The 17,753-nt window shown below is 49.1% G+C and carries 20 protein-coding genes; 12 read left to right on the top strand and 8 right to left on the bottom strand.

Annotated elements, in window-relative coordinates:
• Positions 1–277 precede the first annotated feature (277 nt).
• Positions 278–889 (top strand): trimeric intracellular cation channel family protein, encoded by a 612-nt coding sequence (locus BMW65_RS14750; protein ID WP_394332222.1) that lies wholly within the window; start codon positions 278–280, stop codon positions 887–889.
• A 9-nt stretch (positions 890–898) separates the two neighbouring features.
• Here BMW65_RS14750 and def read toward each other — a convergent pair whose 3' ends face one another.
• A complete protein-coding gene (def, locus tag BMW65_RS14745) occupies positions 899–1,468 on the bottom strand; it encodes a peptide deformylase (protein WP_090606477.1) in 570 nt (189 codons plus the stop codon).
• Between the two features lie 43 nt (positions 1,469–1,511).
• Here def and xseA point away from each other — a divergent pair, with 43 nt between their 5' ends.
• Both xseA and xseB read left to right on the top strand, forming a co-directional pair.
• Complete coding sequence (xseA, locus tag BMW65_RS14740; protein ID WP_090606476.1) at positions 1,512–2,849, top strand: exodeoxyribonuclease VII large subunit; 1,338 nt, start codon at positions 1,512–1,514, stop codon at positions 2,847–2,849.
• Positions 2,842–3,075 (top strand): exodeoxyribonuclease VII small subunit, encoded by a 234-nt coding sequence (gene xseB, locus BMW65_RS14735; RefSeq protein ID WP_090606474.1) that lies wholly within the window; start codon positions 2,842–2,844, stop codon positions 3,073–3,075. Before xseA ends, xseB begins: the two co-directional genes overlap by 8 nt.
• Position 3,076: 1 nt before the next feature.
• On the opposite strand, the gene BMW65_RS14730 is transcribed toward xseB, so the two are convergent.
• Positions 3,077–4,324 carry a dicarboxylate/amino acid:cation symporter gene (locus BMW65_RS14730; protein ID WP_090606473.1) on the bottom strand — a complete coding sequence of 416 codons (1,248 nt, stop codon included), beginning with the start codon at positions 4,322–4,324 and terminating at the stop codon, positions 3,077–3,079.
• Complete coding sequence (gene nagA, locus BMW65_RS14725; RefSeq protein ID WP_090606471.1) at positions 4,321–5,433, bottom strand: N-acetylglucosamine-6-phosphate deacetylase; 1,113 nt, start codon at positions 5,431–5,433, stop codon at positions 4,321–4,323. Before nagA ends, BMW65_RS14730 begins: the two co-directional genes overlap by 4 nt.
• A 167-nt stretch (positions 5,434–5,600) precedes the next feature.
• Between nagA and BMW65_RS14720 the strand changes: the two genes are divergently transcribed.
• The 6 genes from BMW65_RS14720 (at position 5,601) to BMW65_RS14695 (ending at position 10,278) form a co-directional block, all read left to right on the top strand.
• Positions 5,601–6,938 carry a flippase gene (locus BMW65_RS14720; RefSeq protein ID WP_090606470.1) on the top strand — a complete coding sequence of 446 codons (1,338 nt, stop codon included), beginning with the start codon at positions 5,601–5,603 and terminating at the stop codon, positions 6,936–6,938.
• Positions 6,939–6,953: 15 nt separating this feature from the next.
• Positions 6,954–7,901 carry a polysaccharide pyruvyl transferase family protein gene (locus BMW65_RS14715; protein WP_090606468.1) on the top strand — a complete coding sequence of 316 codons (948 nt, stop codon included), beginning with the start codon at positions 6,954–6,956 and terminating at the stop codon, positions 7,899–7,901.
• A gap of 12 nt (positions 7,902–7,913) precedes the next feature.
• Positions 7,914–8,657 (top strand): class I SAM-dependent methyltransferase, encoded by a 744-nt coding sequence (locus BMW65_RS14710; protein WP_090606467.1) that lies wholly within the window; start codon positions 7,914–7,916, stop codon positions 8,655–8,657.
• Positions 8,654–9,412, top strand: coding sequence for a glycosyltransferase family 2 protein (locus BMW65_RS14705; RefSeq protein ID WP_090606465.1), 759 nt, complete (start codon positions 8,654–8,656; stop codon positions 9,410–9,412). Before BMW65_RS14710 ends, BMW65_RS14705 begins: the two co-directional genes overlap by 4 nt.
• A gap of 8 nt (positions 9,413–9,420) precedes the next feature.
• Positions 9,421–9,645, top strand: coding sequence for a DUF3820 family protein (locus BMW65_RS14700; protein WP_090606464.1), 225 nt, complete (start codon positions 9,421–9,423; stop codon positions 9,643–9,645).
• 84 nt (positions 9,646–9,729) lie between these two features.
• Positions 9,730–10,278 carry a hypothetical protein gene (locus BMW65_RS14695; RefSeq protein ID WP_090606462.1) on the top strand — a complete coding sequence of 183 codons (549 nt, stop codon included), beginning with the start codon at positions 9,730–9,732 and terminating at the stop codon, positions 10,276–10,278.
• 30 nt (positions 10,279–10,308) lie between these two features.
• Here BMW65_RS14695 and BMW65_RS14690 read toward each other — a convergent pair whose 3' ends face one another.
• Positions 10,309–11,535, bottom strand: a complete 1,227-nt coding sequence (locus BMW65_RS14690; protein ID WP_090606461.1) for a multidrug effflux MFS transporter — start codon at positions 11,533–11,535, stop codon at positions 10,309–10,311.
• 228 nt (positions 11,536–11,763) lie between these two features.
• Between BMW65_RS14690 and trhO the strand changes: the two genes are divergently transcribed.
• Positions 11,764–12,750, top strand: a complete 987-nt coding sequence (trhO, locus tag BMW65_RS14685; protein WP_090606516.1) for an oxygen-dependent tRNA uridine(34) hydroxylase TrhO — start codon at positions 11,764–11,766, stop codon at positions 12,748–12,750.
• Here the strand turns inward: trhO and trmB are convergent.
• The 4 genes from trmB to BMW65_RS14665 all read right to left on the bottom strand — a co-directional run bounded on the left by trmB (position 12,722) and on the right by BMW65_RS14665 (position 14,658).
• Entirely contained in the window at positions 12,722–13,372 is a 651-nt protein-coding gene (gene trmB / locus BMW65_RS14680; protein WP_090606459.1) for a tRNA (guanosine(46)-N7)-methyltransferase TrmB, read from the bottom strand. The genes trhO and trmB overlap by 29 nt on opposite strands.
• A gap of 41 nt (positions 13,373–13,413) precedes the next feature.
• Complete coding sequence (locus BMW65_RS14675; protein ID WP_090606457.1) at positions 13,414–13,881, bottom strand: hypothetical protein; 468 nt, start codon at positions 13,879–13,881, stop codon at positions 13,414–13,416.
• The gene (locus tag BMW65_RS14670) at positions 13,859–14,245 is read right to left on the bottom strand and encodes a hypothetical protein (RefSeq protein ID WP_090606455.1); all 387 of its coding nucleotides are present in this window, start codon (positions 14,243–14,245) and stop codon (positions 13,859–13,861) included. The genes BMW65_RS14675 and BMW65_RS14670 overlap by 23 nt, the downstream gene beginning before the upstream one ends.
• A 143-nt stretch (positions 14,246–14,388) precedes the next feature.
• Positions 14,389–14,658: a YtxH domain-containing protein gene (locus tag BMW65_RS14665; protein WP_090606454.1), complete on the bottom strand. Its 270-nt coding sequence runs from the start codon at positions 14,656–14,658 to the stop codon at positions 14,389–14,391.
• A 312-nt stretch (positions 14,659–14,970) separates the two neighbouring features.
• Between BMW65_RS14665 and BMW65_RS14660 the strand changes: the two genes are divergently transcribed.
• Together BMW65_RS14660 and BMW65_RS14655 are read left to right on the top strand one after the other, a co-directional pair.
• Positions 14,971–16,158, top strand: coding sequence for a glycosyltransferase family 4 protein (locus tag BMW65_RS14660; protein WP_090606452.1), 1,188 nt, complete (start codon positions 14,971–14,973; stop codon positions 16,156–16,158).
• Between the two features lie 52 nt (positions 16,159–16,210).
• Positions 16,211–17,749, top strand: a complete 1,539-nt coding sequence (locus BMW65_RS14655; RefSeq protein ID WP_090606451.1) for a YifB family Mg chelatase-like AAA ATPase — start codon at positions 16,211–16,213, stop codon at positions 17,747–17,749.
• Positions 17,750–17,753: the final 4 nt, after the last annotated feature.

Here is a 17,753-nt window from a genome sequence, read left to right as displayed (position 1 = left end):
GCGCAAAAAACCTACCCGTATCCCTTCAAAAAACTATCCCAACCGACAGGAACACTAACCGTCCCCCCGTTGCGGGCTGCAAAAGTAGAATAGTTATTTACAATTTCAAAGCAATGCAATAAAATAATTCACATTAAAATCGTTAATCACTATAAATCAATCAAAAAAGTTTTCATCGCCCAGCATTGGCAAACAATCGCTTCCATACCACTCCTTATTATGGGTGTAGCATACTGCATGGAATAAGCCCTGATTTATTGTATTTTTACAAGCAAATGTGCAGCAGTTGGAACTGATATACTATATCGATTTGCTTGGCGCGATGGTTTTCGCCATTTCCGGAGCCATGGCTGCTTCCCGGCATGGCATCGATATCTTTGGAGCCGTTTTCACTGGTTTTGTCACCGCTATCGGGGGTGGGAGCCTCCGTGACATCTTCCTCAACCTCCGGCCCGTATGGGTAGACGATGGCAACTACCTATTAGCCATATTAGCAGGTGTGTTAATCGCGGTCTTGTTTAAGAAGGTATTGGGCAAATTAGCGCGGACGCTCTTCCTGTTTGATGCATTAGGCATTGGTTTTTTTACGGTAGTGGGTGTCCAGAAATCACTGGCATTTGAAGCCAGCGGTATCGCCGCTGTCGTGCTGGGCATGTTCTCTGCGGTGATGGGCGGTGTGATTCGCGACATCCTATTAAACGAAACCCCATTGATTCTCCGCAAAGAAATCTACGCTACGGCCTGTTTATCGGGAGCCATCTTGTTTGTAATGCTCGATATGTGGGGAGTCGATTATAATCTCAATGCCTTCCTTAGCGCAAGCTTGGTCTCCATTATCCGGATCGTATCCGTAAAATATCAACTGACCTTACCTATCGTGGGCGGATAAACGCGCACCTCAGCGTTTTTTCTTCAGCGCGGGAAACTTCATCTTGTACTCCACATCCACTTGCCCCCTTGAAATCGCATCCAGTTTGCTTTTTATCATGGCCTTTCGCAGCGGGCTCAGTTTTTCGGTAAACAGCTTGCCTTCGATGTGATCGTACTCATGTTGGACAATCCGGGCAGCCAAGCCTGTAAAACTTTCTTCGTGTTCCGTCCAATTTTCATCAAAATAGTGGATCCGGATATCCGGATACCGGCTTACATCCTCCCGAATCTCAGGGATGCTCAAGCAGCCCTCATTAAACTGCCATTTCTCCCCATGTTCGTCGAGCATTTCCGCATTAATGAAGACCTTCTTAAAATCATTAAGCGTCGGTTCATCATCCGCAAACGGGCTAGCATCTATCACAAACAAACGGATAGAAAGGCCTATCTGCGGCGCAGCCAATCCCACCCCATGTGCCGCATACATGGTTTCAAACATATTGGCTATCAACGCTTGCAAATCGGGATAATCTTTTTCGATTGCTATTCCTTTCCGCTTCAGAACAGGGTCGCCATAGGCGATGATAGGTAATTTCATGGTACAAAAGTAATGATTTTATAGAAAACCCTTATCTTTGATCATGCCTGAGAAATTACCAGACAAAACCGTGTTTTCCCTTGTAGAGGTGGCCCGCAGTATCCAAAAAACCATCGCCGAACGCTATACGCGCAGCTATTGGATAAAGGCAGAGATGAACAAGCTCAATCATTACAGCCATTCCGGTCATTGCTATCCCGAGCTGGTAGAAAAGCGGGATGGCAAAGTCATCGCAGAGATGCGTTCCATACTCTGGAATGGCGATTATCAACGCATCAACGAGCGGTTTATCGAAATTATCAAAGAACCATTGAAAGATGGCATCACGATTTTATTCCAGGCCACCATTTCTTACGACCCACTGTATGGGCTCAGCCTTCGTATATTGGATATCGACCCCGCGTACGCATTGGGTGAGCTCGAACGCGAGAAGCAAGAAACCATCCTCCGGCTCAAGCGCGAAGCGCTTTTCTATGCCAACAAACGCCTTCCTTTCCCGCTTGTTCCCAAGCGGCTGGCCATTATATCGGTAGAGACCAGCAAGGGATATTCCGATTTCCTGAAAATCCTCAACGGTAACCCCTGGGGTTACCGGCTTGAGCGGACCCTCTTCCCTGCATTATTGCAGGGCGACAAATCCATCCCTGCCATTATCAACCAATTGGTGCACATCGCCGAATATGCAGAAGCATATGACGTTGTGGCGATTATCCGTGGGGGCGGCGGGGACGTAGGGCTTTCTAGTTACAACAATTATTTGCTGGCGTCAGCCATTGCGCGGTTTCCCCTTCCCGTGCTTACGGGTATCGGCCATTCCACCAATGAAACGGTAAGCGAAATGGTGGCCTATCAAAATGCGATTACCCCAAGTGAGCTGGCAGACTTTCTCATTCAGCGATTCCACAACTTTGCCGTGCCCGTCTCACGCGCACAGGATACGATTATACAAGCGGCAACCCAATTGTTAGCGGCGCAAAAAACCGCACTGTTCAACAGCATCCGTTATTTCCGGTTGAACAGTGTGCACCTGTTGAATCAACAACACAAAGCCTTAGCATATCAGACCATGCGCTTGGACATGGCAAGCATCAGTAGCCTGCGGCGGGAAAGCCAAGCGTTGCTATACCCCCAGCAAATACTGAGGTCTGCCAGTTTAGCCGCGCTTAAAAACACCGGATTTAATTTGGTCGCCATGGAAAAATCCGTGCAACTATTGGATCCGCAGCACGTGCTAAATCGCGGTTACAGCATTACCCGAATCAATGGACATGCGGTGAAAAGCACAGAAAACATCCAGGAAGGCGACACCTTGGAGACGATTCTGGCTTCGGGAAACGTTGTGAGTACCGTCACCCGATTAAACCCAACAGCAAATGAGTAACGAAAAATACACCTATGCCGATGCCTTTGATGAGTTGCAAAGCATCGTCTCCGATATCGAACGCGGAGAAATCACCATCGATGAACTTTCTGAAAAAGTGAAACGGGCCACCTTGCTTATCAGCGTATGCAAGGCCAAGCTTACCGCCACAGAAGATGAAGTGAATAATATATTGGCCAGTTTGGCTGCAGACAGCAGTACGTCTACACCAACGGAGGAGGAATAACTTAGCCCAGTTCTGATTTCAACTGATCCATGTCCAGCTCGTTTTCCCAGCGGGCCACCACCAAGGTTGCTGCAGTGTTGCCGATGAGGTTAGTCAACGCCCGGGCTTCACTCATGAAACGGTCGATGCCGAATACCAGTGCTACTGATTCCACGGGCATGTGCCCTACCACCGGCAAGGTAGCCGCCAGGATGATAAACCCGCTGCCCGTCACCCCAGCCGCGCCGTTGGACGTGATGGTCAGCACAAACAATAAAAACAACTGGTCGCCTAAGCTCATCGGCATGTCCAAGGCCTGGGAGAGAAAGATAGCCGCCATGGTAAGGTAAATGGTCGTACCATCCAAATTGAACGAATAACCTGTAGGGACAGCCAGCCGCACAACCGGTTTGGAGCAGCCCATATGCTCAAGCTTTTGCATAATGGCCGGCAATACCGATTCTGAGGAAGACGTGCCCAGTACCACCAGCAGTTCTTCCCTAATATAGCGCAGCAATTTAAAAATACTGATACCATAATATTTCAGAATCAATCCCAGCGCCAAAAAAATATACAACAGGCATGTAATATAAAACGCCACCATGAGCATCCCCAACGATGAGAGCGAACTGATCCCATATTTTCCGATGGTAAAGCCCATGGCACCCATGGCACCAATAGGGGCAACTTTCATGATCATCTTAATGACGGCAAATAAGCCGTCCAAGAAGGATTGCATCACACGGATAGCTGGTTCCGCACGGGCACCGATTTTGGAAAGCCCATATCCAAATAATACCGCGAAAAAAAGCACCTGCAGCAGATTGCCCGTAGATAGCGCTCCGAATACATTCTCCGGAATGATGTCCAGCAGGAAATCCTTTACCCCTCCCTGTTCTTTACTTTGCGCAATATAGGGCGCCACTTCGCTGGTATCCAAGGTTTTTGCATCAACATGCATGCCTTCCCCCGGTTTAAGCACATTGATCACCACGATGCCAAGAAACATGGCCGCCATGGTCGAAAGCTGAAAGTACAACAGCGCCTTCACGCCCACCTTCCCAATTTTCTTTACATCTTCCATGCCGGCAATCCCCAGCACGATGCTGCAGAAGATGAGCGGTGCGATGACCATTTTTATCAATTTGATGAATCCATCACCAAGCGGTTTCAGTTGCACACCCAACGACGGATAGAAATGGCCAATCAAAATACCGATGATGATGGCGACAACGACTTGAAAGTAGAGTAGGTTAACTAATTTTTTCATTGAAGCTGGCCCTCGAGAAAGACGTGTCCGATCCGGTATTGATTATCAAAGATGACGATGTTGGCTACAGTGCCTGCTGCAATTCGGCCAAGGTCATCCGCACCGATAAGTGTTGCCGGGTATTGCGTGGCCATCCGTAGCGCTTCTTCCAATGGAATGCCTGCATGATGTACACAATTTGCTACCGCCTGCATCATCGTCAGCGCAGACCCCGATAGCGTACCGTCAGGCAGGGTGTATCGGTCGCCCTTGAATACATGGACATACGTGCCTTCGTACACTTCGGTCACCGCATCGGTGATGAGAAAAAGACGGTTGCCCAAGAGTTTTTTACTAATGGCAAGCGTCTGATAGGCTACATGGATACCGTCGGCGATGATACTTGCCATCGCACTATCTGACTGGAAGGCCGCTCCCGGGAGGCCCGGATTCCGGTGATGGAGGGGCGACATGGCATTGAACAAATGGGTGACCGCGCGAATACCCTTGTCGAACCCGGCCATGGCCTCTTCAAATGTGGCGTCGCTATGCCCTGCGGAGAGGAATACGCCGTGGTCTATCAGCAGATCTATGGTGTCTTTATCGAACCACTCGGGAGCGATGGTCATCATCCGGAGGCAACCTTTCCCTTTCTCCAGCAAACCGGCAATCTCGGCTTTATCAGGCTTTCGTATATACGCTTCCGGATGTGCCCCTCTTCTTATGGCATTCAGGTATGGTCCTTCGAGGTGCAGGCCCAGCAATGCCGGATGGTGATACCCACTTAACGTTTCCAGCGCCTCATTCACCACCTCCATGGTGTTTGTAGCCATGGTAATCATAAAACCCGTCGTACCCGATTGTACCAGCGCATCTGCGATGGAAGCGATGGAAGCCTCGGAAGGATCGGCAGAAAACAGCCGCCCGCCTCCGCCATATATTTGCAAGTCGATAAATCCTGGGACAACATAATTGCCCATCGCATCAAAGATTTCAGCTTCAGGAGGGATTTCGCCCGGCGAAAGCAAATCTACCACCCGACTCCCTTTTATCAAAAGGGCCTTGTCATTGATGAGCTCCTCACCTGTAAAAACAATCCCATTGGTGATTGCAATGATTGATGCTGCCATTGGTTTTTTATGATATCGGTGTTTCCCGACGCTTTACCGGGGTAATAATACAAATTTCTTTCATTTTTATACTATCTTTACCCAATTAAATAAACCACATAGGCGATGTCGAAAGAAGAAAAGCAGACCTTTATCACCCATCAAATAAATGTGCACAATACCCTTCGATGAAAATCCCATCACTACCCGGTTTCGATCCCGAAGCGTTCAATAAGTATTTCAAGAACACCGGTTGGTTGATGATCGCCCGTGTCGGCTCGCTGTTCATCAAGATGATCATCACGGCAGTGGCGCTACCCAATTATTTGGGAGCCCACCAAAACGGAATACTGAACTATCCCCTCGTACTGGTCACCTTTTTTATCGCCGCGAGCGCCTTGGGCATGGATAGTTTTGTCACCCGCCAATTGCTGCAGCAGCCTAATAAGCAGCACGTCATCTTGGGCACCGCTTTCCGTCTCCGCCTTGTTGCGGGCCTACTGGCGCTTCCGCTTATTTACCTTTGCTATTACCTTATCGCCCGCTTTGCACCCGAAGCACCCGCGGCGCCCCTTGGTTATGTCGCCATCGTTTCTTTGAGTTGCGTATTCCAGTCCATCAATATCATCGATAGTTACTTCCAAGCGAGAGCCCAGGGTAGGTATATTATGTATGTGCAGGTAGGAGCCAACCTCGTTTCGGCCACCCTCAAACTACTCTTCATGCTCTGGCAGGCTACGCTTGGTTGGTTTGTGTGGGCGCTGCTATTGGATGTCATCCTACTATGCATTGGGAATGTATATATGTACCAGAAAACGGGCAATAGCATCTTCGATTGGAAATTTGACCGCACCACTGCCCGCTACCTCTTCCGACATGCCTGGCCATTGGCTTTTTCGGCTATCTTCATCACCTTGTATATGAAAATCGACCAGCTTATGCTGGATGCCTACCTGGGTGAGGCCGCTTTGGGTATTTATTCCACCGTTGTGCAGCTTAGCGAAGGGTGGTATTTTATCCCGATGGCGATTGTCACAGCGGTCTTTCCCGCCATCATGAATGCCCGTCGGGATGATCCCGCCCGTTACCGGAAAAGATTGCAGCACCTATACGAGCTGATGGCCGTCGTCAGCATCGCCATCGCAGTGGCCACTACCGTAGCCGCTCCGATTATTTACAGCGTTTTCTACACGCCTGAATATGCCGAGGGGATTTCTGCGCTCACCGTCCATGTATGGGCCGGTGTATTCGTCTTTCTCAATGTGGCGAGCGGCCAATACCTGATTGCCGAGGGCTATACGTTGCTTTCCCTCGCCCGGGCGCTGACAGGGGCATTGGTCAATATCGTGCTCAATACCTGGTGGATTCCACAATATGGCATGATTGGTGCTGCATATGCCACGTTGGCGGCGTATGCATCCACCGCCTTGTTTGTTATCTTTGTCCCCAAAACGAGGAGCCAAGGATGGATGATACTAAAAGCGCTGTTCTTTATCCCCATTATTCAACGTTTAATAAAACGATAAGCTGTAAGATATTCCATGCCCAAGATCATTTTTGATACATCCATAGGTACCACCAATCTCGGCGACCACATCATCATGGATGCCGTGAACCGGATTGCCGACGAACTATTTTTGAACGACTTTGTCATCAACATACCCACGCATTTTTCCATCCACCCCAAAGATTTGCTGAAACTCCGCAAATACGATACGGGCATTGTGGGGGGTACCAACCTGCTGAAAAACGATACGTTGCGCAAAAGCCAATGGAAAGTAGGCATGAAAGACGTGCTGGTATTGCGGCACAAGGTGGTGCTATTGGGTGTCGGCTGGTGGCAATACCAGGAAAAACCTGTATCACTGTATTCCCGGGCGATGTATAAGGCCCTGTTTTCCGCCAAATACCTCCACGCCGTAAGGGATAGCTATACCTTACAAAAGTTAAATGAAATGGGTATCAAAAACGTGGTCAATACCGGCTGCCCTACCGTGTGGGGATTGGACGAGCCCCATTGCTCGCAGATAAACCCCAAAAAGCGGGACAAAGTGGTCACCACCATTACCGATTACATGCGCGACCCTGAGCGAGATCGCCGCATGCTTGAATTGCTCAAAAAACATTATCACGATGTTTACGTGTGGATACAAGGCTCAAAGGACCAATCGTATATCGAAAGCCTGGCATCAAATGTCCATTACATTGCTCCCAAGCTATCGGCTTTCGATGCTTTCCTTGAAAATGAACCCTGCGAATACATCGGCACGCGCTTACATGCGGGCATACGTGCACTACAGAAAAAACGAAAGGCTATCATCATTGGTATTGACAACCGGGCCATCGAAATGCGCAACGACATCGGCCTCAACGTGCTTGAACGCCAGCGCATCGACCAGCTCGAAGAGAAAATCCACGAAGAGATGAGTGTCCAATTATACTTAGACACCAATGCCATACAACGGTGGAAAGCACAATTTAACCCTTAAAATCGAAGAAAATTGCTATCGGAATTAAAAAAACTGTATAACAAATCCTTATTCCAGCCCACGTTTTTCGGACTGTTTTTCAATCCGTTTTTTATCATCAGGGGTGGCTTGTATAGAGGGGTAGCGCAATCCAGCGCCTATATGCATGGCAGGCTATTGGATTTCGGATGCGGGAGTAAGCCCTACAAATCCTTATTTGATGTCACCGAATACATCGGCACAGACATTGCAGTGAGCGGCCACGACCATCGCCATGAAGAAATCGATGTTTATTACGACGGCAAAACATTGCCTTTCACCGACGCATATTTTGATAGCATATTTTCCAGCGAGGTGTTTGAGCACATCTTCAATTTGCCTGAAATGCTCGGCGAACTTCATCGCGTACTCAAGCCCGGGGGACAAATGCTCGTCACGCTTCCGTTCGTATGGGACGAACATGAAATTCCATACGACTATGCGCGGTACACCTCATTCGGAATCCGGCATTTATTGGAACAATCGGGATTCATCGTGCTTGAAAGCCGGAAAACGACCAACTACGTGGCCACCATCTGCCAAATGTGGATTGCCTATGTTTACCAGCATATTTTCCCGAAGCGCAAAATCTTCCGTATCGCATTGACACCCTTTTTCATCACGCCGCTTACCCTTTGCGCGCTACTGCTATCCGCGCTGCTCCCGAAAAACATGAACTTTTTCCATAATAATATCTTGGTGGTACAGAAGCCAGCAAACCTATCGGAATCGCGATGAATACCTTTTTGCCGAAGCTCACCGTCATCACCGTAGTATACAACAATGTATCCGGTATCGAACGTACCGTGCTATCCGTCGCCAACCAGACTTATTCCCATATCGAATACCTTGTCATTGACGGGGCTTCTACCGATGGCACCGTGGCAATCATCAAGCAGTACGCCGATCGCATCACCCGATGGGTAAGCGAGCCGGACGACGGGATATACGACGCCATGAATAAAGGCCTGGCCATGGCCACCGGCGATTACGTGCTGTTTATGAACTCGGGCGATGAGATTTACGATCCCGATACCGTAGCGCAGGTCTTTGCTTCGGTACCCGACGCTGATATTTACTACGGCGAAACCGAACTATTCGATGAGCACTGGGAATCGCTTGGCCTGCGCAGGCACGCTGCCCCCAAACGGTTTACCTGGCGGAGCTTCCGGTATGGAATGAACATCAGCCACCAAGCCATCTATATCCGCCGCTCCCTTGCCGGCCCCTACGATGTTCGGTATCAGCTCAGTGCAGATATCGATTGGATCATTCGGGCGGCAAGGCAAGCAAAGACCATTGTCAACACCAATCTCCTCGTGGCCAAATACCTTGTGGGGGGGATGTCCAAAAAGCGGCATTGGCAAAGCCTTAAGGAACGTTTCCGTATTTTTAGCAAGCATTACGGGCTGTTGCCCAATATGGCCAACCATATCGTCATCGCCGCCAACCTTGCTGCCTACTATATTTGCCACGGCAAAACAAATGACTAATCGTACCCATGACCCAGGAAGAAATACTCAACGCACTTGTCACCACCCAGATGCCATTCGGCAAATACAAAGATTCATTGATTTGCAACCTGCCTGAAGCTTATTTGGTATGGTTTCACCAAAAGGGCTTTCCACAAGGCAAGCTGGGCATGCTCTTGGCCACGATGTACGAAATCAAGCTGAATGGGCTGGAATACCTGCTCGCACCGTTGCGAAACAAAACTTCCCGATAAACGTTTATACAATGGCATTAATACATTAATCTTGTGCATTGGTTTCAAACGCGAATAGGGGCAGTCATCGGAATCGGATTGATAATGGCAGCCTGCCAAGGACGGCACAGCCGATCGGACGACAGCCAAACCGACACCGTGGCAACACAGCAACCCACTATACCGGACAGTTTGCGCTTGATGCCGGGCCAATCGGCCGGCACCATCGCTATCAATGATGCCGATAGCGTATTATTCCAGGCACTCGGCAACCCCGATTCCAGCAATGCCGGCATGGGCAAAGCAGTATTGGTATGGCTTGGCGACACGGCCCAAGGTTATCCATTATCGGTCTTTACCTCCCGCGATATGGGCAATGATGAAACGGCCCGCATCAAGCAGATACGGATCACTTCCCCCAGCTTCAAAACGGAGCAGTCCATCCACGTAGGTGCCACCCATCAAGAGATTGCCGATACATATACACTCCAGCTTGCCGAAACCTATGAAGTGCTGGGCGAAACCTATTCCGTCTATGATACCGACGAAGGTATCGCTTTCGAAATAGCGCCCAATAACCGATGTATCGCCATCATTATCCATGAAAAAACTGTTAAAATCCCGTCCTATCTACCGCTAAGGGACTATCAATAATAGCCCTCGTACGCCGCTTCGCCTTCCCCGTCAATGGCCGACGAACGTACCGCCGGATACGTCGACAATTTCCTCCCGGATGAATTGCGAACCGACGAGCAAACAGCACATGGCAACGCAAGAAGCCACGGTCATGACCACCGGCATGGGAAGCTGGGACTGCTCACTGAACAGGCTCACCAACACCGAGGCTCCTGCCCCCAGGGCCATCTGGAAAGCACCCATCAGCGCCGAGGCACTGCCTGCATGCTTGCTGAAAGGTGCCATCGACAGCGCCGCCGCGTTGGGATTGATAAACCCCAAACAGCACAGGAAAAGTGCGATAAACACAATGGTAGACACGAAATTGAGCATCCCATTCCAAGCGAAAGCCAAAAACAGAATACTGAAAATGCATTGTGCCACAAGCGCAAAAGAGACAATATGCTTGCTACTAAACCAACGGAGGATGACGCTATTTACCTGGCTGGCACCGATAAAAACCACCGATAGCCCAGCAAATATCCACCCGTAATCGGTTTTACTCAGGTGATATATTTTCATGAAAAGCACCGGCGACGAAGATACATAGGCAAACAGGCCCGAAAAAACGAAGGCACTGATAAGGGCATAGGTATAAAATTGCGGCTCCCTGAGCACCTGTGCAAAGCTGATGAGGATGGGCTTGGGTCTGAGGGAATACGACGGGTCGGGCTTATAGCTTTCCGGCAGCTTAATGGCTGTGGCCACCAGCATGGATACGGCCATCAGTCCCAGGAATACAAAGACATACCGCCAGCCCAGTGCTTCAATCAGGTATCCGCCGGCCGTGGGAGCCAGCATGGGCGATACGGCGATGACCAACATCAATGAGGCAAAGACTTTGGGGCTTTCTTCCACCGTAAACAGGTCGCGCACCATGGCGATGGATGCCACGGCCGTGGCACAGCTACCGATGGCCTGCACGAAGCGCAGCACGATGAGCTGGTTGACATCCGTGACAGCCAAACAACCGAAGGAAGCGACGATGTAGAGCACCAGGCCAGCATATAAGGGCTTTTTCCGACCAAATTTATCCAGCAGAGGGCCATACAGCAGCTGCCCCGCTGAAATACCGATAAAAAAGCTGGACAGGGACAGCGCAACGGTGGCTTCCGTGGTACGCAGGTTTTCGGCAATATCCACAAATCCAGGCAGGTACATGTCTATCGAAAACGGCCCCAATGCCGCCAAGCACCCCAGTATCAAAATCAAACCAAAACGCCGCTTTGCAGCCATAGATCCGTCCTTTTTAAGAAGGGGCAAAGGTGACGAGATTTTTGCTGAGTTTTATTAACTCGCTGTAAAAGCTTTGTAAAATTGCCGCCACAAACGGGCTATACAGCGGGCGACAGGCAGCAGGCGAAGGTCTTTTACGCAAAAGTGTTTTTGCATATCAGCACAAAGTTAGCTAATTTTGCACCCGAAAATGCATTAAACGCCGTTTGCAGCGGTATCAATGGACGTATGAAAAAATACCAAACCCTGCTGTACTATTGCTACAGCCACATTGGCCACGCGGAACAGTTTGCCGCAGATCACCTCGAATTTTGTAAATCGCTCGGCCTCGTGGGCCGCATCATCGTGGCCGATGAAGGCCTTAATGGCACGGTATCCGGCACCTGGCAATCATGCTGCGCATATATGGACGCCATACATGCCGACCCGAGGTTTGCGCATACGGATTTCAAAATCGACGAGGTAGACGAACCCTCCTTTATCAAGATGCACTGCCGATACAAACCTGAAATCGTACACTCAGGGCTGCGTGATCCCAAGGTGATAGACCCCACAAAGGAGACGGGCAAGCATCTTGAACCTCAGGAATTTTTGGAAATGAAAGACCGGGAGGATGTCGTGGTGTTGGACGTGCGCTCGAATTATGAGCACAACGTCGGACGTTTCAAAAATGCCGTAACGCTGGACATCGAAAATTTCAGGGAATTCCCCGAGAAAATAAACGAACTGGCCCAATACAAGGACAAAAAGATACTGACCTATTGCACAGGCGGTATTAAGTGTGAAAAGGCTTCGGCTTTGCTGCTCAAAGAGGGATTTAAAGACGTATATCAGTTGCATGGGGGCATCATCAAATACGGCAAGGAAGTTGGCGGTGAGGATTTTGAGGGCAAATGCTATGTGTTTGACAACCGCGTAACCGTGGACGTCAATCACGTAAACCCTACCGTGGTTTCCACCTGCCTGAACTGCGGCACCACGAGCAGCCGCATGATCAATTGCGCCAACCCGGAATGCAATGAACACTTCACCCAGTGTGAAGCATGCGGATGGAAGATGGAAGGCTGCTGCTCAGACACGTGCATGCAGCATCCGCGGAAAAGGCCCTATGATGGCACAGGCTATTATGTGAAGGTGCCCCAGCCGATCAATATCGACAAAATCAGCAAGCGGAAGCGCAAAGAAATCAGTGCCAGCTCCACTGTAAATAGTTGATGTTTTTTCCCGTTTCGAGGTATTTCCGCTCGTAGTAGGTCTTGATGGATAGTATATCATCCACCATGTCGGAATGGTAGAGATCCGTGGCCTGCCGGTGGAGGCATGCGCCCAGATCGACCAATTTTCCCACGGTGTAGGCATGCAGCCCGTCATTGTCTGTCTTCAAGTGCATGATTCCCTGCGGCGCTAGAACCTGCCTGTATTTTGCCAAAAACGCAGGATGGGTAAGTCGTTTTTTTTCACGGCTTTTCTGTGGCTGGGGGTCAGGGAAGGTAATCCAGATTTCGGCTACTTCACCATCAGCAAAGTAATCCAATAGGGTTTCAATCTGGATACGGAGGAACGCTACGTTGGCAACATGCGTCTCCAGCGCTGTCTTGGCACCACGCCAGATACGATTACCCTTGTAATCGACGCCGATAAAATTCTTTTCCGGAAAGTATTTTGCTAAGTTGACGGTGTATTCACCTTTTCCGCATGCCAGCTCCAGCACGACGGGGTGGGTATTCCCAAAATGCCTGGTGGCCCATTGGCCTTTCATCACTTTGCCTGCATCCAGTTGCAATACGTTCTCAAAGGTAGCTATCTCTGCAAACTTCTTTAATTTGTCTTTTCCCATCTGATATCCGATAGGCTGCAAAAATAGGAAAAAGACGCCATTTAAGAAGTCTCGCTATCTGGTGGAATACCATAGTCTACATCCTTCTGGACTTTTCTACGCCCCTTGGAGGGCCGAATGAAATCAGTCACTTTATTAATCACATTGCTCACGAGGTCTTTATTCAATGCCCCCGCTGCCTGCTGTGACAATAGGGTCACCAACGCCCTTTTTATGAAGCCCGCCCGGCGTAGGAAAAATCGGTTGAGTATAATAGGCAAGCCGATACGCAGCGCTTTGTTTAGCCAGTCTTCGTCTTTTTTTCCTTTTGCGAATAATTCCCTCACCGCGGTTGTCCCCGGAACCCATGAAATCAACGATTTGACGAAACGGGCTGGCGCGGCCACCTTCTCGTTGAAAAGACGATACTGGTCGCTAAGATAGTCTTCCTGCTCCTCGGCCAGTGCCTTAAGGCGGAAAATCTCCGCCCTCAAATCGGCCAAGTTCTTAATCTTGCTTTCCTTTATCATCTTCTTCGTCTATTTCGTCGTTCCACTTTTGTAAAAATCGCTTGATGGATAGGTTCATGAATGAGCGTTCAAGAGCAGGCTCAAATATGGATACCAATACGATCAACAATATAAATATCCCAGCAGTGGCGAGAAAACCCAGGGAATAGCTGCCTAATAGTTCGCCAAGATAAAACCCCAAAGCCAAACTGAGAAAAAAGACAACAAATACAGCAAATATCGTTTTGACGACGTCTACGATTAAGCTTGCAATGAGCCTGGACGACCGCTCAACAAGCCTAAGCCTAATCAGCTTAAAACGGGTATCAATGTATTCCTTACTTTTTTGAAACACACCACTAAGTGAAAATTTTTTTTCCTCCATTTGGTTTGGCCAAGGGCTTATATGAATTGATTACCGAAAAAATGCAGGTACACGAGCGGGAGACATCCGTGCGGATGCGGCAGATATCCCCGTCTTGCTGTGCTGTGCCATGTTATGGCTTAGGGTGGAGCCCTTTTCTATATTCAAGCGTGTTCTTCCAACGTCTCTTCAACCACCTGCTCGCCTTTATTCAATTTAGATTTGACGGCTGCCACGATCTTCTCCTTGAAATCATTGAGATGATCCATTTGCTCTGCGGTACGCTCTTTCAGTGCATCACCCAAATCTTTCAACGAATCATTCAGTTTCTCACGGGTTTCCGACCCTTTATCTGGTGCAAATAAAACTCCAAGAGCGACACCTGCGGCCAACCCTGCCAGTAATGCTGCTACCACTTTTGCGTTATCATTCATAACCTATAAATTTAATTTAGTTGAAAAATCAGGATTGCTTTATCCAGTTAAATGTACATAAATATACAAATAAGCCTACAAATCGTTTGCCAAAATCTGAAAAACCGCATGAAACCCGCATATTGTCACAAACCTATACCTAACATTAGGTATTTTACGCGTAGTCGTGTGATTTAGTCGCTTAGTGGCATAAATATTGCACTTAGTCCCTTATTGCGCAGTATTGAAATATTTTTAAGCAAAATAAGCACACAGACATAGTTTTTAACTTATCTTTGTTGCTTTACGCTTTGTACTATTACGCTATTCTATATGATAGACATTTACTTGGTACTCTTTTCGTTCTTGCTTTCATGTGTCATCACGCTATATGCTGTACCTTCGTTGATAAAGTTGGCTTACCAAAAACGACTATTTGACGATCCGGCACTTGAAGAACGGAAAATACACAAATACCGGACCCCAAATTTAGGTGGAATAGCTGTACTTACTTCCTTTGCCTTCACATCGTGTTTTTGTATTTCTGGAAACATTTTGCCTTACGCCAATTATATCTTTGCTTCCGGGTTGCTTATCTTCCTCGTAGGCCTCAAAGATGATCTGGCAGCACTCAATCCGTATAAAAAGTTCTTCGCGCAGTCCATTACGGCGATGATTGTCGTTTATTTTGCAGATATCCGGCTCACCAGTTTCTATGGCGTTTTTGGCATCCATGATGTCCATGCGGTAGTGAGTTATCCCTTTTCTACCTTGCTCATCGTTTTTATCATCAACGCATTCAACCTGATTGACGGCATCAACGGCTTGCTAAGCAGCGTCAGCTTGGTTGTAAGCCTTACATTCGGATACATCTTCTTCCAGATGCAGGAGTACGGGTTGGCCTTACTTTCGATGAGTATGGCCGGATCGGTTTTAGGTTTCCTTCGGTACAATGCAGGCAAAGCGCGGATTTTCATGGGAGATGCCGGTGCATACTCCATTGGCTTTATTGTCTCGGTGCTGGCCATCCAGTTTATCGAGTTGAACAAAACGCCTGGGGTATCCCATAATGCCATCCCTTTTGTGGAGTCGGTTCCTGCCGTAGCCATCGCCATCTTGATTATCCCAATTTTCGATACGCTGCGTGTCATCGTGATACGGCTCGTCAAGGGCAAATCACCCTTCATGGCTGATCGCAACCACCTGCACCATCGCCTGTTGGATACCGGAATGACTCATACACAGGCGACTATCGTGCTTTCGAGTTTTAATATACTAATGATTGGCACCGCATTATCTTTCCAGCATATCGGCACCATTGAACTGCTGATCCTGATTGCATTGATTGCGCTGCTCATGAATACGATGCTCTGGCTGTACGATGTACGTCAGGTAATCGCACGGACACAACCGTTGATAGTGGAAGAAGACAACGAAAAGATATACCAACTTCGTGATCATGCCCGGGAAGTCGCGGAAGAGGCATTGCAGCAGTACGAAGAAAAACAACACCAAAACTAAGTGTTTCCCGATACGGAAGATATTCCTTATTTTAGCGGAAACACAACTACCTATGCTCGTCAAAACCTACGGAAGTGCCGTTTACGGCATTGAGGCAACGACCATTACCATCGAAGTAAATATCTCCGGGGGCACCAAATACTACATCGTCGGTTTGCCGGACAATGCTGTAAAAGAAAGTCTCCGCCGCATTGAAAGCGCCTTGTCATCTTCCGGATTCCGCATGCCCCGCCAGAAAATTGTCGTAAACCTTGCGCCTGCTGACATCCGTAAGGAGGGTTCGTCTTATGACCTGGCCATCGCAGTCGCCATACTGGCTTCATCCAAGCAGACTGAAGCATCCCTATTGAGCGAACTGGTCATTTTGGGTGAACTGTCCTTGGACGGCAGCATACAGCCCATTAAAGGCGCATTGCCGATTGCCCTACAGGCCGCTCGCGACGGTTTCAAGGGGATATTGCTGCCCCTTGCCAATGCGCGCGAAGCTGCCGTGGTCCCTGGCCTGCAAGTGTATGGTATACAACATATCAAAGAAGCCGTCGATTTTATCAGCAATAAGCAACCCCTAGATAGGGTAACCGTCGATACCAAAGCGGATTTCTTAAACAATATCAACGACTATGAAGTGGACTTTGCCGACGTGCAAGGACAGGAAAACATCAAACGGGCCCTCGAAATAGCCGCTGCTGGCGGGCACAATGCCGTCCTCATTGGCCCTCCCGGATCCGGCAAGACGATGCTGGCCAAACGCCTGCCTACCATATTGCCACCATTGAGCCTTGAGGAATCCCTGGAAACCACTAAAATACATTCCGTCGCTGGCAAGCTGGGGATTGCCGAATCGCTGATGACCACGCGGCCTTTCCGTGCACCTCATCACACCATCAGCGATGTAGCCCTCGTGGGTGGGGGGCATCAGCCCCAGCCGGGAGAGATTTCATTGGCACACAACGGGGTACTCTTCCTCGATGAATTGCCCGAATTTAAACGAACCGTGCTGGAAGTGCTGCGCCAGCCCCTTGAGTCGCGGAATATGGCTATATCACGTGCGCGTTTTTCCGTAAACTACCCGGCAAGCTTCATCCTGATAGCAGCCATGAACCCCTGCCCCTGCGGATTCTATAACCACCCACAAAAGGATTGCCTATGCAATCCGGGCATGGTACAGAAATATGTGAGCAAAATCTCCGGCCCCTTACTGGATCGGATAGACCTGCACGTGGAGGTTACCCCGGTTGATTTTACCCAACTGACCGCTACACGACCCGCAGAAAAAAGTGCAGCCATCCGTGATAGGGTGGCCGCTGCCCGCGAGTGGCAAGCCGAACGCTTCAAAACACTACCCAATGTCCACTGCAACGCACAAATGACGCCAAGGCAGGTGCGTGAAACATGCCATATCAGCACAGCGGGACAAGCATTATTGAAGGCCGCTATGGAGCGGCTTGGCCTCTCCGCCCGTGCTTATGACCGTATCCTGAAAGTTTCCCGTACCATCGCCGACATGGAGCGGAGCACGGACATCCAGACTGCACACCTGGCCGAGGCTATCCAATTTCGTAGCCTCGACCGCCGTGGCTGGGCGGAATAACAGT

The sequence above is a fragment of the Parapedobacter koreensis genome (assembly GCF_900109365.1).
Classification (GTDB): Bacteria; Bacteroidota; Bacteroidia; order Sphingobacteriales; family Sphingobacteriaceae; genus Parapedobacter; species Parapedobacter koreensis.
The sequence above is the reverse complement of the archived record's forward strand: the minus strand, read 5'-3'. Positions and strand labels throughout refer to the sequence as shown.

Excerpts from the sequence above, each read along its gene's own strand:
- BMW65_RS14715 (WP_090606468.1), top strand. The coding sequence starts at position 6,954 with ATGCCCAAGATCATTTTTGATACATCCATAGGTACCACCAATCTCGGC.
- BMW65_RS14690 (WP_090606461.1), bottom strand. The coding sequence starts at position 11,535 with ATGGCTGCAAAGCGGCGTTTTGGTTTGATTTTGATACTGGGGTGCTTG.
- BMW65_RS14705 (WP_090606465.1), top strand. The coding sequence starts at position 8,654 with ATGAATACCTTTTTGCCGAAGCTCACCGTCATCACCGTAGTATACAAC.
- BMW65_RS14730 (WP_090606473.1), bottom strand. The coding sequence starts at position 4,324 with ATGAAAAAATTAGTTAACCTACTCTACTTTCAAGTCGTTGTCGCCATC.
- BMW65_RS14675 (WP_090606457.1), bottom strand. The coding sequence starts at position 13,881 with ATGATAAAGGAAAGCAAGATTAAGAACTTGGCCGATTTGAGGGCGGAG.
- xseA (WP_090606476.1), top strand. The coding sequence starts at position 1,512 with ATGCCTGAGAAATTACCAGACAAAACCGTGTTTTCCCTTGTAGAGGTG.
- nagA (WP_090606471.1), bottom strand. The coding sequence starts at position 5,433 with ATGGCAGCATCAATCATTGCAATCACCAATGGGATTGTTTTTACAGGT.
- BMW65_RS14665 (WP_090606454.1), bottom strand. The coding sequence starts at position 14,658 with ATGAATGATAACGCAAAAGTGGTAGCAGCATTACTGGCAGGGTTGGCC.
- trmB (WP_090606459.1), bottom strand. The coding sequence starts at position 13,372 with ATGGGAAAAGACAAATTAAAGAAGTTTGCAGAGATAGCTACCTTTGAG.
- trhO (WP_090606516.1), top strand. The coding sequence starts at position 11,764 with ATGAAAAAATACCAAACCCTGCTGTACTATTGCTACAGCCACATTGGC.
- BMW65_RS14660 (WP_090606452.1), top strand. The coding sequence starts at position 14,971 with ATGATAGACATTTACTTGGTACTCTTTTCGTTCTTGCTTTCATGTGTC.
- BMW65_RS14695 (WP_090606462.1), top strand. The coding sequence starts at position 9,730 with ATGGCAGCCTGCCAAGGACGGCACAGCCGATCGGACGACAGCCAAACC.
- def (WP_090606477.1), bottom strand. The coding sequence starts at position 1,468 with ATGAAATTACCTATCATCGCCTATGGCGACCCTGTTCTGAAGCGGAAA.
- BMW65_RS14670 (WP_090606455.1), bottom strand. The coding sequence starts at position 14,245 with ATGGAGGAAAAAAAATTTTCACTTAGTGGTGTGTTTCAAAAAAGTAAG.
- BMW65_RS14720 (WP_090606470.1), top strand. The coding sequence starts at position 5,601 with ATGAAAATCCCATCACTACCCGGTTTCGATCCCGAAGCGTTCAATAAG.
- BMW65_RS14655 (WP_090606451.1), top strand. The coding sequence starts at position 16,211 with ATGCTCGTCAAAACCTACGGAAGTGCCGTTTACGGCATTGAGGCAACG.
- xseB (WP_090606474.1), top strand. The coding sequence starts at position 2,842 with ATGAGTAACGAAAAATACACCTATGCCGATGCCTTTGATGAGTTGCAA.
- BMW65_RS14700 (WP_090606464.1), top strand. The coding sequence starts at position 9,421 with ATGACCCAGGAAGAAATACTCAACGCACTTGTCACCACCCAGATGCCA.